General features: G+C 67.1%; 27 protein-coding genes. 13 read left to right on the forward strand and 14 right to left on the reverse strand.

Going from position 1 to position 23,961, the window contains the following annotated elements; all coding sequences use genetic code 11:
- Positions 1-8: 8 nt before the first annotated feature.
- Positions 9-224, reverse strand: a complete 216-nt coding sequence (locus BST15_RS00595) for a biotin/lipoyl-binding carrier protein (RefSeq protein ID WP_046189167.1) — start codon at positions 222-224, stop codon at positions 9-11.
- Positions 225-531: 307 nt separating this feature from the next.
- On the opposite strand from BST15_RS00595, the gene BST15_RS00600 reads away from it, so the two are divergent.
- Both BST15_RS00600 and BST15_RS23205 read left to right on the forward strand, forming a co-directional pair.
- On the forward strand, positions 532-1,032 hold the full coding sequence (locus BST15_RS00600) for a hypothetical protein (protein ID WP_131701178.1): 501 nt from the start codon (positions 532-534) through the stop codon (positions 1,030-1,032).
- A gap of 107 nt (positions 1,033-1,139) precedes the next feature.
- Complete coding sequence (locus BST15_RS23205; RefSeq protein WP_011728008.1) at positions 1,140-1,214, forward strand: 50S ribosomal protein bL37; 75 nt, start codon at positions 1,140-1,142, stop codon at positions 1,212-1,214.
- Between the two features lie 54 nt (positions 1,215-1,268).
- Here the strand turns inward: BST15_RS23205 and rsrA are convergent, their stop codons facing one another.
- Both rsrA and BST15_RS00610 read right to left on the reverse strand, forming a co-directional pair.
- The gene (gene rsrA / locus BST15_RS00605) at positions 1,269-1,568 is read right to left on the reverse strand and encodes a mycothiol system anti-sigma-R factor (protein WP_046189153.1); all 300 of its coding nucleotides are present in this window, start codon (positions 1,566-1,568) and stop codon (positions 1,269-1,271) included.
- Complete coding sequence (locus BST15_RS00610) at positions 1,565-2,227, reverse strand: sigma-70 family RNA polymerase sigma factor (RefSeq protein ID WP_234708221.1); 663 nt, start codon at positions 2,225-2,227, stop codon at positions 1,565-1,567. Before BST15_RS00610 ends, rsrA begins: the two co-directional genes overlap by 4 nt.
- A gap of 201 nt (positions 2,228-2,428) precedes the next feature.
- Between BST15_RS00610 and BST15_RS00615 the strand changes: the two genes are divergently transcribed.
- On the forward strand, positions 2,429-2,926 hold the full coding sequence (locus tag BST15_RS00615; RefSeq protein WP_046189152.1) for an aminoacyl-tRNA deacylase: 498 nt from the start codon (positions 2,429-2,431) through the stop codon (positions 2,924-2,926).
- Between the two features lie 18 nt (positions 2,927-2,944).
- Here the strand turns inward: BST15_RS00615 and BST15_RS00620 are convergent, their stop codons facing one another.
- From BST15_RS00620 to BST15_RS00630, 3 genes are all read right to left on the reverse strand, one after another.
- A complete protein-coding gene (locus BST15_RS00620; protein WP_109370716.1) occupies positions 2,945-3,403 on the reverse strand; it encodes an anti-sigma factor antagonist in 459 nt (152 codons plus the stop codon).
- 181 nt (positions 3,404-3,584) lie between these two features.
- Positions 3,585-3,758 carry a CsbD family protein gene (locus BST15_RS00625; protein WP_046189151.1) on the reverse strand — a complete coding sequence of 58 codons (174 nt, stop codon included), beginning with the start codon at positions 3,756-3,758 and terminating at the stop codon, positions 3,585-3,587.
- A gap of 83 nt (positions 3,759-3,841) precedes the next feature.
- Positions 3,842-4,477 carry a TetR/AcrR family transcriptional regulator gene (locus tag BST15_RS00630; RefSeq protein ID WP_083070772.1) on the reverse strand — a complete coding sequence of 212 codons (636 nt, stop codon included), beginning with the start codon at positions 4,475-4,477 and terminating at the stop codon, positions 3,842-3,844.
- Positions 4,478-4,682: 205 nt separating this feature from the next.
- On the opposite strand from BST15_RS00630, the gene BST15_RS00635 reads away from it, so the two are divergent.
- Positions 4,683-5,543, forward strand: coding sequence for an SDR family oxidoreductase (locus BST15_RS00635; protein WP_198528284.1), 861 nt, complete (start codon positions 4,683-4,685; stop codon positions 5,541-5,543).
- Here the strand turns inward: BST15_RS00635 and BST15_RS00640 are convergent.
- The gene (locus BST15_RS00640; RefSeq protein WP_046189148.1) at positions 5,515-6,966 is read right to left on the reverse strand and encodes a sensor histidine kinase; all 1,452 of its coding nucleotides are present in this window, start codon (positions 6,964-6,966) and stop codon (positions 5,515-5,517) included. The genes BST15_RS00635 and BST15_RS00640 overlap by 29 nt on opposite strands.
- A complete protein-coding gene (locus BST15_RS00645; RefSeq protein ID WP_046294381.1) occupies positions 6,963-7,685 on the reverse strand; it encodes a response regulator transcription factor in 723 nt (240 codons plus the stop codon). Before BST15_RS00645 ends, BST15_RS00640 begins: the two co-directional genes overlap by 4 nt.
- 200 nt (positions 7,686-7,885) lie before the next feature.
- Between BST15_RS00645 and BST15_RS00650 the strand changes: the two genes are divergently transcribed.
- Positions 7,886-8,740 carry a PPE family protein gene (locus tag BST15_RS00650; protein ID WP_052751381.1) on the forward strand — a complete coding sequence of 285 codons (855 nt, stop codon included), beginning with the start codon at positions 7,886-7,888 and terminating at the stop codon, positions 8,738-8,740.
- A 35-nt stretch (positions 8,741-8,775) separates the two neighbouring features.
- On the opposite strand, the gene BST15_RS00655 is transcribed toward BST15_RS00650, so the two are convergent.
- Together BST15_RS00655 and BST15_RS00660 are read right to left on the reverse strand one after the other, a co-directional pair.
- Positions 8,776-9,552: an SOS response-associated peptidase gene (locus BST15_RS00655; RefSeq protein WP_046189146.1), complete on the reverse strand. Its 777-nt coding sequence runs from the start codon at positions 9,550-9,552 to the stop codon at positions 8,776-8,778.
- A 4-nt stretch (positions 9,553-9,556) separates the two neighbouring features.
- Positions 9,557-10,297, reverse strand: coding sequence for a class I SAM-dependent methyltransferase (locus BST15_RS00660; protein ID WP_046189145.1), 741 nt, complete (start codon positions 10,295-10,297; stop codon positions 9,557-9,559).
- A 91-nt stretch (positions 10,298-10,388) separates the two neighbouring features.
- On the opposite strand from BST15_RS00660, the gene BST15_RS00665 reads away from it, so the two are divergent.
- The 4 genes from BST15_RS00665 (at position 10,389) to BST15_RS00680 (ending at position 13,819) form a co-directional block, all read left to right on the forward strand.
- Complete coding sequence (locus tag BST15_RS00665) at positions 10,389-11,435, forward strand: LLM class flavin-dependent oxidoreductase (protein WP_046189163.1); 1,047 nt, start codon at positions 10,389-10,391, stop codon at positions 11,433-11,435.
- A gap of 220 nt (positions 11,436-11,655) precedes the next feature.
- Complete coding sequence (locus BST15_RS00670; protein ID WP_046189144.1) at positions 11,656-11,955, forward strand: PE family protein; 300 nt, start codon at positions 11,656-11,658, stop codon at positions 11,953-11,955.
- Positions 11,956-11,964: 9 nt separating this feature from the next.
- Complete coding sequence (locus tag BST15_RS00675; RefSeq protein WP_046189143.1) at positions 11,965-13,170, forward strand: PPE family protein; 1,206 nt, start codon at positions 11,965-11,967, stop codon at positions 13,168-13,170.
- A gap of 13 nt (positions 13,171-13,183) precedes the next feature.
- On the forward strand, positions 13,184-13,819 hold the full coding sequence (locus BST15_RS00680) for a PPE family protein (RefSeq protein ID WP_052751380.1): 636 nt from the start codon (positions 13,184-13,186) through the stop codon (positions 13,817-13,819).
- A gap of 19 nt (positions 13,820-13,838) precedes the next feature.
- Here BST15_RS00680 and BST15_RS00685 read toward each other — a convergent pair whose 3' ends face one another.
- Positions 13,839-15,251, reverse strand: coding sequence for a PE-PPE domain-containing protein (locus BST15_RS00685; protein ID WP_046189142.1), 1,413 nt, complete (start codon positions 15,249-15,251; stop codon positions 13,839-13,841).
- A 227-nt stretch (positions 15,252-15,478) separates the two neighbouring features.
- A complete protein-coding gene (locus BST15_RS00690; protein WP_046189141.1) occupies positions 15,479-17,062 on the reverse strand; it encodes a serine/threonine-protein kinase in 1,584 nt (527 codons plus the stop codon).
- Between the two features lie 141 nt (positions 17,063-17,203).
- Here BST15_RS00690 and aroA point away from each other — a divergent pair, with 141 nt between their 5' ends.
- The 4 genes from aroA (at position 17,204) to BST15_RS00710 (ending at position 21,301) form a co-directional block, all read left to right on the forward strand.
- Positions 17,204-18,496, forward strand: a complete 1,293-nt coding sequence (gene aroA / locus BST15_RS00695; protein WP_046189140.1) for a 3-phosphoshikimate 1-carboxyvinyltransferase — start codon at positions 17,204-17,206, stop codon at positions 18,494-18,496.
- Entirely contained in the window at positions 18,493-19,482 is a 990-nt protein-coding gene (gene rsgA, locus BST15_RS00700) for a ribosome small subunit-dependent GTPase A (RefSeq protein ID WP_046189139.1), read from the forward strand. Before aroA ends, rsgA begins: the two co-directional genes overlap by 4 nt.
- 270 nt (positions 19,483-19,752) lie before the next feature.
- Positions 19,753-20,058 (forward strand): PE family protein, encoded by a 306-nt coding sequence (locus BST15_RS00705; RefSeq protein WP_046189138.1) that lies wholly within the window; start codon positions 19,753-19,755, stop codon positions 20,056-20,058.
- 10 nt (positions 20,059-20,068) lie between these two features.
- Positions 20,069-21,301, forward strand: coding sequence for a PPE family protein (locus BST15_RS00710; protein WP_046189137.1), 1,233 nt, complete (start codon positions 20,069-20,071; stop codon positions 21,299-21,301).
- A gap of 119 nt (positions 21,302-21,420) precedes the next feature.
- Here the strand turns inward: BST15_RS00710 and BST15_RS00715 are convergent, their stop codons facing one another.
- Positions 21,421-22,680 (reverse strand): fatty acid desaturase family protein, encoded by a 1,260-nt coding sequence (locus BST15_RS00715; protein ID WP_046189136.1) that lies wholly within the window; start codon positions 22,678-22,680, stop codon positions 21,421-21,423.
- A gap of 94 nt (positions 22,681-22,774) precedes the next feature.
- Positions 22,775-23,920 (reverse strand): ferredoxin reductase, encoded by a 1,146-nt coding sequence (locus BST15_RS00720; protein ID WP_046189161.1) that lies wholly within the window; start codon positions 23,918-23,920, stop codon positions 22,775-22,777.
- Positions 23,921-23,961: the final 41 nt, after the last annotated feature.

A 23,961-nucleotide genomic window follows, 5' to 3' on the forward strand; every position in this document is an offset into this window, starting at 1 on the left:
GGCTGGGCTCAGCTGATCACGGCGATGAGGTCGCCGGCCTGGATCACGTCCCCGACCTGCACGGCCACCTTGCTGACGGTGCCCGCAGTCTCGGCCAGCACCGGGATCTCCATCTTCATCGACTCCAGCAACACCACGGTGTCACCTTCATTGATCAGGTCGCCCTCGTGGACCACGACTTCGAGCACGCTGGCCACGATCTCCGCGCGAACGTCCTCGGCCATCTTCACCTCGTTCATCACCCTGTCAACGATTGCCTAAGCCCAAAAAGCTTGGACCTATCGAACCACAAGCCCGCCGGCGGTTGAGCAGGGCGCTCGGGTAAGTGAACTCGAAGATAATTAAGAGGACTTAGAGAGTTCGATCTGTGATCATGTCGTGTTTCTGCTGTGACAATTGCATAGCACCGTTACTCGAGTGTTTTTAACGCGTGACGAAACCGCCGTGACGCGGCACAAGTCGACATCGAACTTGAGGAGTACCGCGTTGTCTGTAAACCGTCTTACACAGCCCCGTGTCCGGCTGACCCTGGTGTGCGCCGGCGCAATGGCACTGGCCACGCTGGGGTTCGGCGTCGCGTCCGCCAAGGCAGCCCCGGACCTGATTGACGACCAGCTGGCGATTCCGGCCCCGATCAGCTCCCCGACTCCCCTCGGCACCCCCAACGCACTGAGCGTCCCCGGCGCCCTCGGAGCCCCCAACGCACTCGGCGTGCCCGGCGCCCTGGGAGCCCCCAACGCACTGAGCGTGCCCGGCGCCCTGGGAGCCCCCAACGCACTCGGCGTGCCCGGATCTGCCGTCGGAGGCTCCTCGGCCGGCGTGAACGCCGCGAACTCATTCCTGCAGGCGTTGAATGGCATGCTCAACCGCGTGGTCCCCGGCGTGGGGTCGATCATGCCCACCGATGTCAGTGCGCTGACTCCGCCTGGTGCGCCCATGTCCGCGGGGCCTGCCCTGGAGACCCCGCCCGCCCCGGCGACACCTCCGGCCCTGGTGCCGCAGACCCTCGCGGGCGCTCGTTCCTTTCACTGAGCCACGGTGAAGTGCGGTGGTGGCGCCCACCCCAAGGCCCCGCCACCGCGCCATACCGGGCAGTGTGAAAGACTGTGCAACCAGAACACCTGCTAGGAGGGCCAATCATGGCAAAGCGTGGGCGCAAGAAGCGCGACCGCAAGCACAGCAAAGCCAACCACGGCAAGCGACCCAACGCCTAAAGCGTTCGTTCGTCAGCTGATCGCAAGCCCGGCCACCGGCCGGGCTTGCTGCGGTTAGGCCTCGCGGTGAACGATGGTGGTCCGGCTGATCTCCAGCCGCACCCGTTCATAGAGATGCCGCGGCGCTTTGTCACCACTGCATTTGCGGGCGATGAGCGTCTTGATCCGCTCCTCCACCCCGTAGTGCCGAAGACAACCAGGGCACTCTTCGAGATGCTGGCGCAGCTTGGCCTTGGTCTCGGCGGTGCATTCGCCGTCCAGCAGCGTCCACACTTCGGCGATCACCTCTGAGCAGTCGGCGTGGGATGCACCGGCCTCCGACGGCGTGTTGCAGTCCTGCGAGCGTTCGGTCACGACGACACCTCCTCGGGCTCGTGTCCGTCGCGGATGAATCCACGGTCGCGGGCCACGTCGGCAAGCAGACTGCGCAACTGTCGCCTGCCGCGATGTAGGCGCGACATCACTGTGCCGATCGGTGTATCCATGATCTCGGCGATCTCCTTGTACGGGAATCCTTCGACGTCGGCGTAGTACACCGCCATCCGGAACTCTTCGGGCAGCTGCTGGAGCGCCTCTTTGATCTCGGTGTCGGGCAACGACTCCAACGCCTCGACCTCCGCCGAGCGCAGACCCGTCGATGAATGTTCGGCCGTGGCCGCCAGCTGCCAGTCGGTGATCTCATCGGTCGGGTATTCGGCAGGCTGACGTTGCTTCTTGCGGTAGCCGTTGATGTACGTGTTGGTCAGGATGCGGTACAGCCACGCCTTGAGGTTGGTGCCCTCCCGAAAGGAGCGGAATCCGGCATAGGCCTTGACCATGGTCTCCTGCAACAGGTCTTCGGCGTCGGCGGGATTGCGTGTCATGCGCAGCGCGCCACCGTAGAGCTGATCAAGCAACGGGATCGCGTCGCGTTCGAACCGCGCGGTCAGCTGCTGATCGGTCTCATCGGACCGGACGGGGGCCGAGGAATCCGCGGCAGCCTTGGACTCGGTCTCACTGTCTCCGTCAGCCATCTCGATCGCCGCAGTCCCTTCTGTCGCAGTGCCCACAACCCATTCAGCCGTGGGCTCGACTTCCAGCAGACCGATTGTCGCTGACACCCGGACTCCTTCCCGATCCTAGGACCGCGACCACCGCGCGCACGCAGCGACCACGTAACTGCCCTACTCAACAGCGTCGGTCACCGACGTATTTCCCGCCCGTATCCTGACCCGGTGAGTCGTGCGGCAACCAGGGCTATCGCCGCATTGAACGCCGCGCAGGTCCCCTACGAGATCTTGCGCTATCGGCATGATCCGGATCGACAGTCCTTCGGCGCAGAGGCTGTTGAGCAACTGTCCGACACCGGCCCGGCCGGTGTGCGGCCCGAACAGATCTTCAAAACGCTGATCGTCGCCCTACCGCAGGGCCTGGCGGTCGCGGTCCTGCCGGTGCCGGCAAAGCTGTCTTTGAAGGCGGTCGCCGCAGCACTCGGCGTGCCTAAGGCGACGATGGCCGACCCCATGGCGGCGCAGAGGTCGACCGGCTACGTGCTGGGCGGCATCTCACCGCTGGGGCAGCGCAAAGCCCTGCCGACGGTGGTGGACGCTTCGGCCCTCGACTTCGATCGGGTGCTCTGCAGCGCCGGGCAACGCGGCTGGGATGTGGCGTTGGCACCCACGGACCTGATCCGGTTGACCGTCGCGGTCACCGCTGACGTTCAGGCCCACTGACCGCTTGCGGGGTCCGGTTCAGCCCAGCACCGGCCCGGGGTCTCGACGCGGGACGCCGCCGAGCGCTTCGTCGACACTCGTGACCAGCAACAGCTCGGAGTCCAGTCCTGCGGCGGCCACGACCCGCTCGACCACCGGCTGATCACTGACCAGATACAGCGTGATGCCGCGGAATCGGCATCGGGCCGCTTCGTCGGCCAGCACCGCGAACGCGCAGACGGCCATGAACTCCAGCGCCTTGGCATCGATAACCAGCGGACCCGGAGCCACGGTTGCCGTGGAAGCATCGGCGATCAAGCGGCGCCAGAGCGCCACGTTGGATGCATCGACAGTGCCACCCGCGCGCACCAGTAACGCCGTGCCGTTGCGTTCCACGACAGCGTCCAGACGTTCTCCCCCGTAGCTCGCACCGACGCTGAATGAGGGAACACACTCGGCGAGGCCGGAGCCGGCAGCCATCGACGGGTCGAGGGCCATCTCATCGCAATCTCGCCTGATACCGCTGCCGAGCCACGCCCCACAGCGGCCACGTTTACGGCGTAAACCGAACAGCATGCGACCGAAGCTACGCCGGTTTGTTTACGTTGTAAACCCAGGCTGGCCGGACGCACGACGCGCCCCACCCGAGCCTGCTCGGGCGGGGCGCGTCCTTGACCGCTCAGTCCCTGAACGCGTCCTTGATGTTCTCGCCGGCCTGCTTCAGGCTCGACTTGCCCTGATCGGCCTTGCCCTCGTTTCGCAGATCGTCGTTGCCGGTGACGTCACCGACCACCTCTTTGACCTTGCCCTTGGCGTCCTGCGCAACGTTCTTGGCCTTGTCTGCCAGTCCCATCGTGAAGCTCCTCCCTGGTGCAATTCTTGCGACCGGGGACATACCCACGGCATTTACGACGTAAACGCCTGCCGCATGACGCCTCAGTGGCGGGCGAGCAACAGCTCAAGCCGGTCGAGCATGGCCTCCAAGGCTTCTTCGAACTCGGCGGTGCTGTGGTCCTGGGACAACACCGGCTGCAGACGGCTCAGATGCGGATACTCCGTCAGATCGCGGCCAGAACGCCCCGTGTCGTCAAGAAGTGCCTCGTCAGGATGCAGTTCAGCCCCGTGCGCGGATACCTCCAACAGCAGGTGGCCGATCAGGAACGTGGTGTAAGAGCGGTAGGCGGCCACCGCGGCGCTGTCATCGAAACCGTAGGAGATCAGGGTGTCGAGGAAGCTTTCCATCCAGCGCAGGCTGCGCAGCGGCGGTCGAACCCACGGGGCCTCCGGAGCCTGCGTGGCGACCAGCGGGAAAACCTCGGGATGGTCGAGCGCAATCTGGCGCACCCCGTGAGCCAAGCGCATCAGGTAGTCCTGCCAGCCGTCCTCTTGGCGCCGCGCGGCCAATTGATCGGAGTAGAGCCGCTCGATGATGTGATCGACGACGCCGGTCAACAGATCGCCGCGGCCGTGCACGTAGCGGTAGAGCGCCATGGCCTCGACCCCGCAGGCGGCGCCCAGCCTGCGCATGGTCAGCTTCGCCAGTCCGTGCTCGTCGATGAAGTCGATGGCCATCTCCAGGATCCCGTCGCGGCTCAACGGCGGCGAAGGACGCGCGCCCTCGGACGCGACGTCCACCTCGGGATCCACCAGATCACCTCTTCTCGCGCACGACGTGGCGTTTGGCGCCTTAGTTTACGTCGTAAGCCAGCTCCCAGACACAAAAGCGCCAGGTCTGCCGAGAGCGCCGGCCGGGCATCGCGGGCATAGGGTGGCATGCATGCCACACCCAGGACCCCTCTCAGGCAAGACCATGTTCATCTCGGGAGCCAGCCGCGGTATCGGGTTGGCGATCGCCAAACGCGCAGCCGCCGACGGCGCCAACATCGCGCTGATCGCCAAGACCGCAGAACCACACCCCAAGCTCGACGGCACCATCTATACCGCGGCCGCCGAGATCGAAGAGGCTGGTGGACAGGCCCTGCCTATCGTCGGCGACATCCGGGACGGCGAGTCGGTGGCAGGCGCTGTGGCCACCGCCGTCGAACGGTTCGGCGGCATCGACATCTGCGTGAACAACGCCTCGGCGATCAATCTCGGGTCGATACTCGAGGTACCGCTCAAGCGGTTCGACCTGATGAACGGCATCGAGGTGCGCGGTACCTACGCGGTGTCCCAGGCCTGCATCCCGCACATGATCGGCCGGGAGAACCCGCACATCCTGACGCTGTCCCCGCCGATCCGGCTGGAACCGCAATGGCTCACACCCACCGCATACATGATGGCCAAGTTCGGAATGACACTGTGCGCCCTGGGCATGGCCGAAGAACTACGCGGACACGGAATAGCCTCCAACACGCTGTGGCCGCGCACGATGATCGCCACCGCCGCGGTTCAGAACCTGCTCGGCGGCGACGAGGCGATGGCCCGCTCTCGCAAACCTGAGGTCTACGCCGACGCCGCCTACGCGATTGTGACCCAGCCCGCCTCCTCTTACACCGGCAACACGCTGCTGTGCGAAGACGTGCTGGTGGAGTCCGGCGTCACCGATCTATCGGTCTATGACTGTGTGCCGGGCAGCGACCTGGGTGTGGACCTGTGGGTCGATACGGTCAACCCCCCGGGGTACGTACAGCCCTAGCGTCGGCACTCGACGGCCCCGGGATCACCAGCTTGAAGCACGCCCCCCCTTGGTGGGGAACGCAGCTCAGCGTTCCGCCGTGCGCGACGGCAAGCGCGCGGGCGATCGGCAGACCCAGCCCGGCACCGCCATGGTCGCGATCGCGGGCGCTGTCCAGCCGTACCAGCCGATCAAAGATGCGTTCGGCATCCTCGTCGCGGACACCGCATCCGGTGTCGGTGACCAGCACCACGACGCCGTCATTGTCGACACCCTCGTCGCTTCGGACGTCGACGGTGATCTGCCCTCCAGGCAGGGTGTGACGGCGCGCGTTGTCGAGCAGGTTGGACAGAATCTGCGCGACCCTGGTCGGGTCAACCCGAACGGACACTGCGTCCAGGCCCGTGCGCACCAGTCGCAGTTGCGGGGCAAGCAACGCGGCCCGATCCAGCTGATGGTCGACGATCCCGATCAAGTCGGCGTCCTGGAGTTCCAGCGGCAGTCCCGCATCGATGTAACTCAGGTCCAGCATGTCGGTCACCAGCCGGGTAGCGCGCCGCGCCTCGGTCAACAACAGGCTGGCACGACGGTGCTGGCGGAGAACTTCGGGCTCGATCGTTTCCGCGCCCAGTGATGCGACGGCCTGCTGACCGACGTTGCCGGCGATCTGCTCCGCGGCGGCCTGCATCCCCGCGATCGGCGTGCGCAGCTCATGGGCCGCGTCGGCGAGAAACCGCCGCATCGCCGCCTCGGCACGCTGGGCCCGCTGCGCTGCGAGGTATGCCCGCTTCTCGGAGGCCTCCAACTCATCAAGCATGCCATCGAAAGCGTCTGCGGCCCTGCCCAGTTCGGTCTTCGGGCGGTCGGGGCGCAGGCGCCGACCGCGGTCTCCGGTGGTGATGTCACGAGCGAGGTCGGTGAGTCGGTCCAGCGGCGCCAGCAGGACGCGACTCCCCCCTGCCAACAGGATCGATGCGAGCACCAAGGTCGCCATGCCTGCTGCGATCATCAGGCTCCGCAAGCGGCGCAGCGTCTCGTCAGACTCAGTTGTGTCGACGGTCAGGATCACCCGGTCGCCGTTGGCCAGGGGGTGCACCACAAGCTCCGACGAGTGGAAAGGGGCCATCGGCAGGGCCGAGCTCGTCCCGCCGGTGCTCGCGTCGGGCTCGATCTCGGGGTCGCCGAAGCTGTCGCCGTCGGCAGTGACGACAAGCGCGCCGATCACGCCGACGTTGAGGTGATCCGACAGTTGTTCCGCAGAGATGCCCAGTGCCACAAGGGAATCAGCTCGATCTGCGGCGATCTCCAAGCGTTCATGCACGCTGCGGTTGGCGAGTGCACTCAAGCTGGCGTTGATCCCGATCCCCATCGCCACCATCGACAGCGCGAGCAGCGCCAACACGAGCACCGTCAGTCGGCGCCGCAGCGAGGGAGTTGCGGTCACAGGCCCGCCAGTTCCAGCCGGTAACCGATCCCCCGCACCGTGTGCAGGATTCGCGGACCATGCGACTCGAGTTTCTGGCGCAGCGCACTGATATGGGCCTGGACCAGATTGGGGTCGTACGCCTCATATCCCCACACCGTGTTGAGGATCTGTGCACTGCTGACGATGCGGCCACGTTGCTCGACGAGGTAGACCAGGATCCGCAGCTCGGTGGCGGTCAAGCCCAACGGCGCACCCGATCGAGAGGCCAGCCCGGCATCGACATCGATCATCAGGTCTCCGAACTGCACGGCGGCGGGCAACCGGCCTCTTCGACGCAGCACGGCCCCGACCCTGGACACCAGCTCGGCGAGTTCGAACGGCTTGACGACGTAGTCGTCGGCGCCGCCGTCAAGGCCGCGCAACCGGTCGGGCAGGCCGTCACGCGCGGTGAGCAACACCACCCCCACCTCACCCCAACGCAACACCACGTCCATCAACTCGAAGCCGTCGCGCCCCGGCAGCATGACGTCGAGCACCACCAGATCCGGCCGAAATCCATCGAGCACCGCTTCCAGGGACTCTCCGTCGGGCTGGGTTTCGGCCAGATAGCCGGCATCCGAGAGCGCCTCATTGACCATCTCGCGGATGGTCTCGGAGTCCTCCACCACCAGCACTCGTGGCCTCCCCACGCTGAAGGGCGTACCGCCGCGAGAGTCGGCGGATCGGGATTCTGACATGGTCCATTGATAACACCGTGGCGCCGCGAAGGGGAGATCCGCTAAGGGCATCCAGACCCCTGCGGCCGTCTTCAGGTTAACTTCAAGTTAACAGATTAGGTTCGTCGAGGCCGGGTGCGCACGGCGCCCCGGCGCACCGGCGGGAATCGGGGGAATTCCGAAGAGACGATGACGCCTACTACCAACAGGACTGTCTGACAATGGATTTCGCACTGCTTCCGCCCGAGGTCAACTCAAGCCGAATGTATTCGGGGGCGGGCGCCCGGCCACTGATGGCCGCCGCCTCGGCCTGGAGCGCTCTCGCCGCCGAGTTGAGCAGCATGGGCCTGGCCTACGACGCGATGATCGACGCGGTGCGCGCCGGCCAGGTGGAGCCCGGCGCGGCTGCGATGACCGCCGCAGCGGCACCCTTCGCCCAGTGGATGCACGTCACCTCCGCCCAAGCCGAACGCGTGGCATCGGCTGCCCGTTCCGCGGCCGCCGCCTATGACACGGCTTTCGCCATGACGGCGCCTCCCTCGATGGTCACCGCCAACCGCGCCCAGCTGATGTCGCTGGTGGTCAACAATTTCCTGGGCCACAACACCGCCGCGATCGCGGCCACTGAGGCCCAGTACTCCCACCTGTGGGCCCAGAATGGCGCGGCCATGTACGGCTACGCCGTCACCTCCACTGTTGCGGCACGGCTGGCCCCCTTCACCCAGCCCCCGCGCGCCGCCGGTTCGGTCCTGGCCGCGCCCTCTCTCGAGTTGGCTGACCGCCTGTACGACACGTTCGTCATCGCCGCTGCCGGCACTTTCGGTGTCGACCTGAGCGGTGCCGACGAGATCGCGAGCGTGCTGCTACCGGAGATGGCCCCGTCCCCCGCGTCGGCTCCGGTATGCGCCGAACGGGGCGAGGCGGCCACCCTCAATGGACTGTCGGTGCCCCGTTCGTGGGCCGCGGCGGTCCCGGCCACGGTGATCCGGCAGATCGGAGCGGCGTCGCCGAACGAGGAAGAGGCCGTCTTGCCGGCCGCCGCCGGGGCCCCGCACTACCCCTGGCACAGCCGCTGACGCGGCTCGCCGTTTCGCGCTGCCGGTGGGCGCAGCTAGAGCAGATAGCCCTGCTGGGGTTGGGGTGTGGCCGGCGCGATCAGCTCAGGTGAATTGTTGCGCACGCTGTTGACCAGAGTCGATACCTCGTGTGTCGCGATCCCGGTCACGTCCGGCGGCCGGGCCAGCAGCGTGGTGTCGATCGCGGAGTCCGGATCCAGCCAGCTTTGCCAACAGTCTTCGGGCAGCAGCAACGGCATCCGGTCGTGAATCTCGGCCAGTTCACCGACAGCCTCGGTGGTGATGATCGCGACGCTGAGCACCGTGGCCGAGAGCCGGTCAGGTCGCCAGATCGACCACAAGCCGGCCGCGAACAACATCGCGCCCTCGCCATGGATGTAGAACGGGGTCTTGCGGGCCCGTGATCTGGCCCCGGCCCCCGCCGGACCACCCGGTTCAGGCGCGGCCGCCCGCCATTCGTAATAGCCGTCCATCGGCACCAGGCAACGTCGCCGTTCCGCACTGGCGCGGTAGGCCGGCGACGTGGTCACCTTGTCGGCGCGGGCATTGATCAGCAAGGGGCCGCCGGGCGCGGGCGCACCACCGGGGCCGGGTTTCGCCCACGCCGGGAGTAGTCCCCAGCGCATCAGCCGCAGCCGCCGGGTGGGCTGGTCTCCGGCCTCGGTGTGCCGACTGACCACGGTGACGATCCCGTCGGTGGGAGCCACGTTGTAGTTCGGCCCGGTATCGGCACCGGCGGGGACTTCGTTGATCGCGTCGATCTGCGTCGCCAGCAGGGCCGGATCGGTGGTTATCGCGAAACGCCCACACATACCTTCATGGTGACAGCAGCTGATCGATCCGGGTGGCGGACACTGCCCAGAAGGGCATGTGCACCATGTTGTCTTCGAGCAACGGTTGCAGATGGGCGAACCGCTGGGCCAGCGCGCGAACCCCGGGCAGCAGGTCCTCACGCCCCATCGCCTCCATGACCGCGATCATCTCGGTAAAGGCGTTGGGGTCGAATGTGCCCTGGTAGGTCGTGGTCCCGACGTGATCGATGCGCCATCCCGCGGACTCCAGCAGCGGAGCGAACCGCTCGGGCGACATCCCGTCCAGCTGCCAGCCGTTGACGTTATGACGCCCCGCTTCGAACAAGAACAGCCGAGCCTGCGGTTTCGTCGCCCGATGCAGGTTGCGCGCATAGCGCAGCTGGGTCTCCTCGTCATCCTGGAACAGGTGGTAAAAGGCGCTGTCGACGACGGTGTCGAACCGGCCCTGGAATCCGGCGAGTTCAACCGCATCGGCCACCTGGAAGTCCACATGCACACCGGCCTGGGCGGCATTGCGTTGCGCCAGCGCGATGGTGGCCGGGGAATGATCGAGCCCCGTAGTTGAATAGCCATGGGCTGCATAGTGAATCGCGTGGTGGCCCGCACCTGTTCCCGGATCGAGGACCTCACCACGCAGCGCGCCATAGGCCACCAGTTGCTGCACCGCAGGCTGCGGACGGCCGATATCCCACGGCTCGGGAGGACTGGCATCGGGTGCGTCCTTAACCCCGGTATCACTGTTCATCGCCCACCACTGTGCGGCAGTCCGGTTAACGAAATCGGAACGCGCGGTGTACAAAAACCGACACCAGCTGCGGGGTGGCAAGATCGCCGCTGTGCGCCTCTCCGTCCTGGATCTCACGCCGGTCCGCAGCGACCAGTCCACGCCGGATGCGCTGGCAGCAACGCTGCGCCTCGCCAGGATCGCCGACGACCTCGCGTACACCCGCTACTGGGTGGCCGAGCACCACAATGTCGCCTCCGTGGCCGCGACCAGCCCGGCCGTCCTGACCGCGATGATCGCCGCCGCCACCTCGCGGATACGCGTGGGCTCGGGCGGGGTGATGCTGCCCAACCATGCACCCCTGGCGGTGGCCGAGCAGTTCGCCTTGCTGGAGGCCGCCCACCCGGGCCGCATCGACCTGGGAATTGGACGCGCTCCGGGGGCTGACCCCGTCGCATCCATGGTGTTGCGCGGCGGGCGCGGCGATCGCGACAGCCAAGCGCTCCAATCGTTTCCCGACAATCTCTCGGACGTGATCGCACTCCTGGGCAACGCCGGTGTGTCGGTGCAGCTCGCAGATGGCGCCTACGTCCTCAAGGCGACACCGAACGCGCTGACCCGACCGCGCGTGTTCCTGCTGGGGTCATCGATCGACTCGGCCCAGCTGGCCGCGGAAAAGGGCTTGCCCTACGTATTCGGACATCACCTTTTCGGCGAACAGACCGGCGAAGCCCTGGCCGGCTACCGATCGCGGTTCGTGCCGAGCGCGTTCGCCGACGAGCCGGTCGCGTTCCTGACCGTCAACATCGTCGTCGCCGAGACAGCGCAGGAAGCAACGACTTTGGCTCTTCCGCACCTACATCTGCAGTCCCGAACCGCCACCGGGCATCCAGCCGGCCCACTGGAACTTGTCGAGGACGCCGCGCGGGACGCTCTCACACCGCAGCAGCAGCGCATCGCGCAGGGCGAACTCGAGCGTGCCGTCCTCGGAACCCCGTCGGAGGCCCTCGCGCAGCTGCGCGACTTGGCCCAGCGATTCGGCGTCGACGAGTTGATGCTCAACCCGGTCGCTTCGGCCCACCGGGGCGCGGATCCCGCCCGCTCTCCGGGACGCGAATCCACGCTGCGGCTCTTAGCCGAAGCGGCATGGACAAAATGAACAACAGGTGACGGCAACCAACGTCCGGGAGCCGCTCGGTGAACAGTTCGGACATGTTGTCCAACAGTCAATGAACGACCGCTGGGAGTATCCGTACAGTCCGTTTTCTGGCTGGGTTAGCGGGCTTCGAACCGCATAGCGTCGGTGCCGCGCCCAACGGCGTTCGCGATCCGCGGTGCAGCGGTCGCGACAGTTGAAAAGACTTCGACGAGGAGCCGTCATGTCATTCGTCACAACGCAGCCCGAAGCGTTGCTGGCCGCCGTCGCCAACCTGCAATCCATCGGTTCGTCGATGGCCGCACACAGTGCCGCAGCCGCGGCGCCCACCACCGGTGTTGTGCCCGCCGCCGCCGACGAAGTTTCCGCCCTGACCGCCGCTCAGTTCGCGGCCCACGCACAGGCCTACCAGACAGTGAGTGCACAGGCGATGGCCATTCACGAGATGTTCGTGCACACCCTGAGCAGCGGGGCCAGCGCCTACGCCGCCACCGAAGCTGCCAACGCAGCAGCGACCGGTTAGGGCCCGAAGATGGATTACTTGTCGTTGCCTCCTGAGGTGACCTCCACCATGATCTACTCCGGCCCTGGCTCGGAGCCTCTGGTCGTGGCCGCATCGGCGTGGAGTGCGCTGGCCGCGGAGCTGAAATCCGCTGCAGCCGAATACCGTGCAGTCATCACCCGCCTGACTTCCGAGGAATGGCTCGGGGCGGCTTCGGCGTCGATGGCGACCGCGGCGGCGCCGTATGTGAACTGGATGGAGCTCACCGCGGCGCAGGCCGAGCAGGCCGCCGCGCAGAGCCGCACCGCTGCAGCGGCCTACGAGACGGCGCACGCCCAGACCGTTCCGCCGGTCGCGGTCACCGCGAACCGTGAGCTCCTGCACGAGTTGGTGGCCACCAACATCCTCGGGCAGAACACCCCGTCGATCGCGGCCACCGAGACCGAACACAGCGAGATGTGGGCACAGGACACGCTGGCGATGTACGGCTACCACGCCCAGTCCGCCGCCGCGACCCAGCTGACCGAGTTCACCTCGCCCCCCAACCCGACCAACCCCACCGGCGACGCCGCGAATACCAATGCGGTCGCGGCGGCGGCCGGCAGCGCTACGGCAACCCAAACGCCCACGGCGTCGAACACGTTGCAGGACCTGCTGAACTCGCTGTGGCCCAAGGCGGCCGACGGCACTCCTTATGGCGCCGATGACCTCCTCGCCGACCCGAACTACAACCTGTCCAACCAGCTGCTGAGCCAGGTGGTGACGAACTCGAACCTGCAGTCCAACAACATCTGCGCCGTCTGGCGTGGTGTCAGCGGTGTACTCGGGGTGCAGAAGCTGTTCGCCGACGGCGCGAAAGAAGCCGCGAAAGCGGCTCCAGCCGCGGCCTCTGCGGCCAGTGGAGCAGCCGCCGGAGCAGCGAGCGCGGCCTCGGGTGCCGCCGGCGCGATCGGCGGCCTCTCGGTTCCGGCGAGCTGGGTGCCGCCCCTGGCCGCGGCGTCCACGATCGGCCCGGTCTCTGGCGGCTCCTGGGTCCCGGTGGGGCCGGCAGCAGCGGCGGCACTCCCGTCCGCCAGTGGCATTCTTGGTGGGGCTCCGATCGCACCGCCGACGGGCATGCCGGGCATGCCGGGGATCCCGGCCGCCGGCGCCGCCGGCGCGGGCTTCCGGGGGTTCGGTGGACCCCGCTACGGAACCGCGCTGACCGTGATGCCTCGACGCCCCTTCGGCGGATAGCACCGAGACGACGATGATCGACTACGGGGCGCTGCCTCCGGAGATCAATTCCGCACGCATGTACGCGGGAGCGGGCTCCGGGCCGATCTTGGCAGCAGCAGGTGCCTGGGATGTGCTGTCCCAGGAGTTGACCATGACCGCGGCTGCGGTGGACATGACGATCGCCGACCTGACCACCGGTCCGTGGCGGGGGCCGTCGGCCACCGCCATGGTCGCGGCGGCCTTACCCTTCACCACCTGGTTCAAAGTGACCGCCGCGCAGGCCGAGCAGGCTGCCGTGCAGGCCAAAGCCGCCGCGGCCGCCTTCGAAGCCGCGTTCGCGATGACGGTGCCGCCCCAGGCGGTCCTGGCAAACCGGGCCCAGCTGTTGACGTTGGTCGCCACCAACTTCTTCGGCCAGAACACCCCCGCCATCGCCGCGACTGAGGCCCACTACTCGGCCAATCAGGCCGCCGCGACGCTGGTTTCGAGCCGAATGGCGGCCGCCGAGGCCGGCATGATGCCCCGCGGCCAGATGGCAGGGCTGGCCGGTCTGGCGGGACTTCCCGGTGCCAGCGCGGCAGCCAACAACGGGCCCACCGGGTTTCGTTTTGTTCCCCGATACGGCTACCGCCACCGGGTGATGAACAAGCCTCCCAGCGCGGGGTAAGTGCTGCTGGGCGGCCAGATCAGATCACGGCACCCAGCAGAGCCAAGGGCAGGATGCCCATGTTGAGCGCCAAGGTGGTGCCGAGAGCCTCCAGGAGATCACCGTCGGCCAGCTCGGCGGTGAAGACCTCGTAATTCACCTGGGGCAGATTGAACAGCAGCGCGGTGCCGACATCCACGAACGGAATGCCGGTATGGGGCGGGAAGTCGCCGAAAAGATCCTCGAGCGTGGGGAAGTAGGAGAAGAACTGCGCCGTCTCGCTGTCCGAGATGGCGTTGATGAATCCCTCCATCTCGGCGAAGAATGCTGGCGGCGTGCTGGTCGGCTGGAGAATCTCGCCGAAGAAGTCGGAGACCCCTTGCTGCCAGGCGTCGCTCAGGGCCTGCGGAAGCTCTTGCATGAGGGCCGCCAAGGTGGCCGAGTCCGGCAGAAAGCCCAAGGGCGTGGCGACATCGGCGGGGCCCTGGCTCCACCCGTGCTCGATGCTTCCATAGCCCAGGTTCACCAGGATGCGCATCACCGGTTCCAGCAGGTCGTAGAACGCCTGCCCACCACTGCCGAAGAACAACAGCGGGTACAGCAGCGGCAACCCTTCGGCCGGAATCATGTAGTAGTCGGTCAGTGAGTCCGCCGATGCGGTCGGGAGCAAGATCGCATCGGCGATCTGGTCGTCCGTCAGTCCCAGATACGTGGTGTGCTGGAACGCGATGCCGAAGATCGCATTGAGCACCGACAAGAAGTTGATCGGGTATTGCGGGAAGTCGGCGAAGCCATCGTATTCCCGGTTGTAGACCGCGCTCGGGTACAGGTCAGACGGCCCCGCTCCACTGAAGGTCAGCCCCAGGCTCGGCAGACTCACCGGCCCCAGCTCGGGCAGGTTGAAGCGCGAGAGCATGCCTCCGTTGGGCGCACTGACGTCACCGATCATCACGAAATGCACGTAATCGCTTGGTACACCGGCATCCGCGAGCTGGTATTGCACCATCGACTCGATGATGGCGCCCTGCGACCAGCCGAACACCACGGCGGGGTTTTCCGCGCTCAGATCGCCGTTCTGGTACTGAGCCATGATGGCCTCGTAAAGAACCTGCTGCCCCTGCGCGACCGAGTCATCAAGCGTCCCGCCGAACGGGCCCAGGAACGGGTAAAGCTGTTGGGGCATGGTCAGCACCTGCGTGGTGCCGGTGAAACCGAGCGGCTCAAGGTACATCGACACGGCGGCATCGACGTAGGTCGGGCCAGGGGTGGCCAGCCCGCTGCCGCCGATGATGAACGCTGTGCCGCCACCGAGGGAGGGCGCCGCCGTAGCGGTATAGGCACGCTGCACCACACCCAATGGGCTGATCCCCGACATCGCGGGCGTGGCAACCATCGAGCAGGCGCCAACCAGAACCACAGCCGTGGCCGAGCGTACGCGGCGAATGTGTTGCATGCCCCTGATGCTCCTTCACCCGGCCCGACGAGGCGGGCTTCCGGCGGTGCACTCAACCGCGCCAAAGCTGTTGAGAACCCATAATTTTCTTGAAAAATAACATAGAGGCAGCGTGGACCTGGGGCGTGTGCGCATTCTGCGCGCGCAGCTGCGACGCCTACACCCCGAGCTCTGGCGCCGCCCGCGACCGGCCCCCCATTCTCGGGGGTTGTACCGCGCGGCTCCGATCAGGCCGGCTTGGCCGGCTTGGCGGTGTCGGCAGTCGGATTCAGCTCGGCAAGAACATCGCCGAATCGACTGGCCACCACCGGAACCCAGATCTGGGCGCCTCGCTGGCCACACTCGTTGCTCTCCACGGTGGCCAACATCGCCCCGTGCAGAACACCGGGGATAGTCGGCTCCAGTGTCAGCACCTGTGTGGTGGTCTGACTGCCCTGCCGCCCGTCGACACCGACGCACGGAGCCTGCAAGGTCTGCGGGCGCGAACGCCACTCGGTACCGGTGAATTCGAGGACCAGTTCGTTGCCGCCCGAGGCCGTCTTGACGGTCTTGTGGTGGTCCTTGGCGTCCAGCATCATGGCCGACGCCGTGCAGGGGTCGGCGTCGCAGGATGACTTGACCGCCCACCAGGTACTGACGTTGGGAGGCTCGGGATTGGGCACGCCGTTGTACTTCTCCCCCGCCCGGTTCGCGTCGACCCGGAACGTCCCGTCGAACGCAGGCGCCTTGGGCGGTGGCGCCACGGCTGCCGCCGGCGCTGCCCCCGCGGCGACCGCTGCCGTCTCGACCGGCTCTTCGGCCAGCAGGCGCGGCACCAGGGCCGCCACCGATCCCACCACTGCCAGGCCCAGGGGGACCAGGACCGCAGGTCGGGCCAATTTCGACAACCTGCTCGGCGGGCGTGGCACGGCAGCGCGGGCAATGCCTCGCGCCATCGTCTTGGCGGAGTCCGAGTCATCGGCTGAGGCTGGATGAGCAAGCTGTTCGGCCAGTGCCGCAACGAAATCCGAGCAGTCCCGGAACCGTTCGGCGGGGTCTTTAGCCAGCGCCGCGGCGAGCACGTCATCGAACGGCTCTAGCTCGGGCCGCCGCTCGCTCAGCAGAGGCGGCGGGGTGTTGAGGTGATGACTGATCACCGTCACCGGATTCTCATGGTGATACGGGGGCGTTCCGGTCAGCATCTGGAATGTCGCGGCAGCCAAGGCGTACTGGTCGGCACGTTCCAGACCTTCGGCGCCCATCAGCTGTTCGGGCGCGGCATAGGCGATGGTGCCGATGGCCAGGTTGCTCGCGGTCAGACCACTGGGTCCACCCATTTGCCGGGCGATGCCAAAGTCAGCCAGCACGGCGGTCAGGACCTCGTCGCCGTCCTCGGTCACCAAGATGTTGCTGGGTTTGACGTCGCGGTGCACCACACCATGGTCGTGGGCGTAATCCAATGCTTCGGCAATGCTCTGGACGATCGGAATGACGACGTGGGCCGGCATCCCGGCCGGGTACTTGCGGGTGATCAGCTCCCCCAGCGTCTCGCCTTCGATGTAGTCCATCGAGAGCCACAGCCGGCCGCGGTACTCACCACGGTCATGCACGCGCACGATATTGGGGTGCACCAGCACCGCGGCAGCTTCGGCCTCGCGCCTAAACCGCTCCTCATAGTCGTCGTCGGCGCTCAACGAACGGCGCAGAATCTTCAGCGCCTCGCGGCGAGGCAGCCGGGGATGCTGGGCAAGGTAAACCTCACCCATGCCGCCAGCACCCAACAACTTCAAGATGGTGTACTCAGCGAAAATCGAGCCCGCCGCCAGAGCCATGCCGCAGACAGTAGTGACCCTGGGTGAACAGTGGGGTGATACCAGGCAGCCAGCCGGCAAAGAACCCTTCACCTCTCCTTCGTCGAGGCTCGCTGAACCGCCGGTACCAGCTCCGGGACCGCACGCTGGCAGGATGAGACCGTGACAACCTGGCCGGCCCCGACACCCACCGCTCCCATCGATGCAACGGTGGCCGTGCCCGGCTCGAAGTCGCAGACCAACCGGGCGCTGGTGCTGGCCGCATTGGCCGCAGCCGGCGGCAGTGGCGTCTCCACGCTCTCCGGCGCGCTACGCAGCCGCGACACCGACCTGATGCTCGACGCACTGCGCGCCCTGGGCCTGCGAGTCGAGGCGGTGGCCCATCACGTCACCGTCAGCGGCAGCATCGACCCCGAACCGAACATCCGGCTGAACTGCGGCCTGGCGGGCACCGTGCTGCGATTCGTCCCGCCGTTGGCCGCGTTGGGCGAGGCGACGGTGACGTTCGACGGAGATGAGCAGGCCCGGGCACGTCCGATAGAGCCCCTGCTGGAGGCCATGCGCCACCTGGGCATCGCGGTGGACGGCGAGGGACTCCCGTTCGGAATCCGCGGCACCGGCTCCGTCCGCGGCGGCACCGTGGCTATCGACGCCTCGGCGTCGTCGCAGTTCGTCTCCGGTCTGCTGCTGGCCGCCGCGGCGTTCGACGAGGGGTTGACCGTGGTGCACACCGGGGACAGCCTGCCGTCCGCCCCGCATATCGCGATGACGGTCGCGATGCTCCGCCAGGCCGGAATCGAGGTTGATGACAGCTCCCCGAACCGATGGCGGGTCAGCCCGGCGACGGCGACGGCACGCGACTGGGAGATCGAACCGGACCTGTCCAACGCCACCCCCTTCCTGGCGGCCGCGGTGGTCACCGGAGGACGCGTTCGGATAGCCGGGTGGCCAGCCGTCGGCGTGCAGCCCAGCGAAGACATCATCGAAGTCATCGGCGCCACCGGCGCCCGGATCACCCAGACCGCTGCCCACCTTCAGGTCCAGGGTCCCAGCAGCTACGGCGGATTCGACGTGGATCTGCAGGCCGTCGGCGAGCTCACCCCGACGGTGGCCGCTCTGGCCGCACTGGCGACGCCGGGTTCGGTGTCTCGGCTCAGCGGCATCGCGCACCTGCGCGGGCACGAGACCGACCGATTGGCGGCCCTGACCACCGAGATCAGTCGACTGGGGGGCGATGCCGTGGAGACCCCTGATGGCCTGGTGATCACCGCAACCTCGCTGCACGGCGGGACGTGGCACTCCTACGCCGACCACCGGATGGCCACCGCCGGTGCGATCATCGGCCTGCGCGTTCCCGGCGTGGAGGTCGACGATATCGAGACCACCGCCAAGACACTGCCGGCGTTCCCCCGAATGTGGACCGACATGCTGGCCGACGCGGGGGCCGACGCTTGAAACCGGAGGACTATGACGAATCCGACGTCAAAGTCCGCTCCGGGCGTGGCTCGCGGCCGCGCACCAAAATCCGACCCGAGCACACCGACGCCCAATCGGCCATGGTGGTCAGCGTCGACCGCGGACGCTGGGGATGTGTGTTGGACAGCTCCGACGGCGCGGCCGATCTCCAAGTAACCGCGATGCGCGCCCGCGAGCTGGGTCGCACCCCGATCGTGGTCGGAGACCGGGTCGACGTGGTCGGCGACCTGTCCGGCCGGCCCGACACCCTGGCCAGGATCGTTCGCCGCAGACCGCGACGAACGGTGTTGCGGCGCACCGCCGACGACACCGATCCCACCGAGCGCGTCGTGGTCGCCAATGCCGACCAGCTGCTCATCGTGGTCGCGCTCGCCGATCCTCCACCGCGCACCGGCTTGGTCGAGCGCGCACTGATCGCCGCCTACGCCGGGGGCCTGGCACCGATCCTGTGCCTGACCAAGACCGATCTGGCGGATCCGGACCAGTTCGCCGGCCAGTTCGCAGACCTGGACCTCACGGTGGTCACCGCAGGCCGTAACGACCCCCTCGATGCGGTCGCGCCCCTGCTGGAGTCCCAGGTCACCGTCCTACTGGGCCACTCCGGCGTCGGCAAATCAACGTTGGTGAATCGCCTTGTCCCCGAAGCTGACCGCGCCGTAGGACGGGTCACCGACATCGGCCGGGGACGGCACACCTCCACGCAGTCGGTCGCATTGCGGCTGGCGGGATCGGGGTGGGTGATCGACACCCCGGGGATCCGCTCGTTCGGCCTGGCCCACATCGCCCCCGACGATGTCCTGCTGGCATTCTCCGACCTTGCCGAGGCCATCGGGGACTGTCCACGCGGCTGTGGCCACCTGGGCCCGCCCGCAGATCCCGAATGCGCACTGGACACGCTGACCGGTGCTGCGCAAGGCCGAGTCGAAGCCGCACGGCGACTCCTTGCGGTGCTGCGCGAGAGCTGACCCCCGGTTCCCCCGCCGCTCCGGCATGGCCAAATCGGCCACCGAGACGCCGTGACGGCGGGCGCCAGACGGTGAACGGCTGGGGGCCAAAGTGAACATCAGGCGTCCTCGAATTTACGACTTAGACCCGCCGATGAACATTGACTCCGTACCGGTGAACAGATCGTGCGCAGCTTTCCCGACCCGGGGTTCGCTACCTACGCTGGCAGTGTCCTGGAGAGAGGTCCTAGCAAATGCCTGTAACCCCTTGCAGGCAAGGAGGAGTTAGACGTGTCAACCGTTATCGCGCAGCCAGAGGTTCTGGCTGCCAGTGCCCGCGAGCTGCAGGCCATAACCTCGGACATGGCGGCGGGAAACGCAGCAGCCGCTGCCCCCACGACCCAGATAACCCCTGCAGGCGCTGACATGGTGTCCGTGATGACTGCCACCGCCTTCGCCGCGCACGCCGACCTCTACCAGCAGGTCAGCGCCCGGGCCACGGCCCTGCGGCAGATGCTGGAAACGGTGTTGAGCATCAGCGCTGGTACCTACGACGCCACCGAAGCCGCCAACGCGGCTGCGGTGTCCGTGAGCTAGGACCGACGCCATGGACTTCGGCACGTTGCCGCCTGAGATCAACTCAGCCCTGATGTACTCCGGCGCCGGCTCGGCGCCCCTGTGGGCAGCCTCCCGCGCCTGGGAAACCCTCGGCGCCGAGATCTACGCCACCGCAGCCAGTTACACCGCCGTTCTGACTGACCTGACCGCGGAATGGCAAGGTCCGGCTGCGGCGGCGATGGCGAAGTCGTTCGAGCCGCACCTGGAGTGGCTCAACCGGGCGGCCGCGCAGGCCGAGCAGATCGCCGCGCAGGCAGGCGCTGCGGCCGCCGCCCACGATGCGGCGTTCGCCGCGACGGTTCCGCCCGCGGTGGTCGAGGCCAACCGCGAGACGCTGATGTCGTTGATGGCGACAAACGTCTTGGGGCAGAACACCCCGGCGATCGCGGCCACCGAAGCCGCCTACGGCGAGATGTGGATCCAGGACGCCGTCACCATGTACGGCTATGCCGGACAGTCGGCGGCCGCCTCGCAGCTCACGCCGTTCAGCGCGCCGGCGCCGACCGTCAACCCGGCCGGAGTGGCAGCCCAGGAGGCCGCCGTTGCCGCCGCCGTGGGATCAGCGACCGCGACCGATGCCGACACGCTGGCGTCGCTGATCTCCTCGCTGCCCAACCAACTGGGCGCCCTCGCGGGCCCGGGTGCCACGAGCCTGCTCGAAGATCTGCTGAACCCGATCACCTGGAATGGATCGACCATCACCTTCAACGGACTGTACGGCGACTTGATGCGGGGCCTGACCGGGTCAGCAACGCTGAGCGCGTCCAGCCCGTTCGACGCGTTCATCCGGATGGTGTCCCCGATCCGTCTGTTCAGTACGGCCTTCAAAGACATCGACGGCCTCTCGCATTCGCTTCTCCCCGCCACCAAGGCTGTCGAGAAGGTCGCCGAGGGTGCCGCCAAGGCAGCCGAAGGCGCCGCCAAGAGTCTGGGTGCCGGAATCGCGGGCACCATCGGGCACGCCTCGCTGGTCGGCCCGCTTTCGGTGCCGCAGACCTGGGCAGCCGCCCTGCCTGCGGCGGCCGTTCACTCCGCCCCGGTCCAGCTGGCCAGCTATGTCGGTTCCGCTGGGGCCGCCGCGGGCGAAGCCGGCCACAGCGCCCTCGGCGGGATGCCGATGGCCGGCGCCGGTGGTGGCGGTCGCGGCGGGTTCGGCGCCTTTGGCACCCCCCGCTACGGGTTCCGGCCGATGATGGTCGGCCGTCCACCCGCTGGAGGCTGACCCGGGGATTGCCCCCGGCCTGAGACCGGTACGTTTCCCTCGCATATGCCGCGCCATGATCCGCTCTGGCGCGGCATAGCCATTTCTGGGATAAGCGGAGGACCCCGGCCGCTCAGGGATCAGGCAGCCTGATTCATCCGCTTGTCGCGACGCCATCCGCGGACCGCCGAGATAGCCGTCTTGAGACCCCGACGGCGGCCGGTCACCGGGTCGACCCGACTGAAACCCGGCCCCAGCTCGGCGAACATCTTCTCGCTGCGGGTCTCGGGCGCATCGTCGGCCGTATCGCGCAGGAAGCGATCCGGCAAGGAGAGTTTGGCGATCGTGCGCCACGTCTTGGCGTACTGCACCAGAAATGGCCCCGAGGTGTAGGGCAGGTCGTAGCGTTCACACACCTCGCGCACCCGCGCCGCGATCTCGGGGTAACGATTGCTGGGCAGATCGGGGAACAGGTGGTGTTCGATCTGGTGCGACAGGCTGCCACTCATAAACCGCATAGGCTGCCCGGCATCGATGTTGGCGCTGCCCAGCAGCTGCCGTAGATACCACTGCCCCTGCGACTCGCCCACCATGTCGGTCTTGGTGAATTTCTCTGCGCCGTCTGGGAAGTGACCGCAGAAGATGATCGCGTTGGCCCACAGGTTGCGAATCACATTGGCGATCGCGTTGGCCTTGAGGGTAGAGGCGAACGTAGCCCCGGGTGACAACGACGTCAGGGCCGGAAAGGCGACATAGTCCTTGAGCACCTGGCGGCCGGCTTTGCCGCCGAATTCGCGGAGCCGTATCAGGCTCTCCTGACGGTCACTGCGCCCCTTGAAGATCTTGCCGAGTTCCAAGTGCTGCAACCCGACTCCCCACTCGAATCCGATTGCCAACATGGCGTTGTAGAACAGATTGAACAGGTTGAAACGCTTCCAGGGCGTATCGCGAGTGACGCGCAGCAGGCCGTAACCGACATCGTCGTCCATGCCGAGGATGTTGGTGTACTTGTGGTGCGCGAAGTTGTGGGTGAAGCGCCAGTGCTTGGCGTAGCCGGCCATGTCCCATTCCCAGCCGGTGGAATGGATCTCGGGATCGTTCATCCAATCCCACTGGCCGTGCATGACGTTGTGGCCGATCTCCATGTTCTCCACGATCTTGGCCACGCCCAGAGTCGCGGTGCCGGCCCAGCGTGCCCAGCGCCGATTGCCCGCCGCCAACAGCAGCCGGCCGGTCACTTCGAGCGCCCGCTGGGCGGCGATGGTGCGATGGATGTACCGGGCGTCGCGCTCTCCGCGGTCGGCTTCGATGTCCCGGCGGATGGCATCCAGTTCCGCGGCGAGGTTCGCCACATCGGCGTCAGTGAGGTGTGCGAACACCTCGACGTCGGTTACCGCCATCAGACCGCCTTTCGTGAACGCGTATCGTCCATACGTACGCTATGCACCTACGCTATCGTAACCTACGACTCCGTAGGTTACTAGCGGGTAATGGTCAGGCGTCTAGTTCGCAATCGCCGGCCGCGGCGCTGACGCACGTCTGCACACGCGTGCCCGGCTCGTGATCGACACCGGTGCGCAGATCGCGCACCTGTCCGGCGACCAGCATCACCACGCACGACTGGCAGATACCCATGCGGCATCCGAAGGGCATCGAGACACCGGCGTTCTCGCCGGCCTCGAGCAGCGTCGTTGCGGCATCCGCCGCCACACTCTTGCCGCTCGCGGCAAAGGTGACCGTGCCACCACCCTCCGCCACCGCCGTGCGGGCCACGGCGAATCGCTCCACGTGCAGCTGGTCGGCGATGCCGGCGGCAGCCCAGACACGCTCAGCGTCGGCCAACAACGCCGCCGGTCCACACGCCCACGTCTGCCGCACACGCCAATCAGGTACCTCGCCGTCGAGTACCTCGGGCCCGCTCAGCTCGAGGCGGCCCTGGTCACGAGTGGTACGCAACAGCAGCCGGTAGCCAGGGTGCTCACGGGCCAAGGCGGCGAGCTCATCGGCGAACAGCGCGTCGGCCGCCGTGGGCGCCGAATGCAGGTGAACCACATCGGAGATGGCGTTTCGGCGGGCCAGTGAGCGCAGCATGGCCATGATCGGGGTGATCCCGGATCCCGCGGTCACGAACAGCAGCGCAGCCGGGGGCGGTTCAGGTAAGACGAATTCGCCCTGCGGGGCAGCCAGCCGCACCACGGTCCCCGGCGAGACGCCGTCCACCAGATGGCTGGACAGAAATCCCTCCGGCATCGCCTTGACGGTGATCGAGATGGTGCGCGCACCGCGCAGCGGCGCAGATGTCAGCGAATAGGACCGCCAGCGCCACCGCCCGTCGACTCGCAGACCGATGCCGATGTACTGGCCGGCCCGGTAGTCGAAGTGAAAACCCCAGCCGGGCTTGATGGTCAGCGTCGCCGAATCCTCGGTCTCACGCCGAACCGCCACCACCTTGCCGCGCAGTTCCCGCGCCGACCACAACGGGTTGGCCAGCCGCAGATAGTCGTCGGGCAGAAGCGGAGTGGTGATCTGTGTTGCGAAACGACGCACAGCATTCCAGCCGGGATGGCGATCGGACCCCACTGCAGTCGGCCGCCTGGTATCACCGATCTGCGCGACGATCGCCGAATGCTTCTTGCTCACGAAAACTTCCCCGCCCACTACCGAAGGTTGACAAACCTACG

The organism is Mycolicibacter arupensis, from assembly GCF_002086515.1.
Taxonomy (GTDB): Bacteria; Actinomycetota; Actinomycetes; order Mycobacteriales; family Mycobacteriaceae; genus Mycobacterium; species Mycobacterium arupense.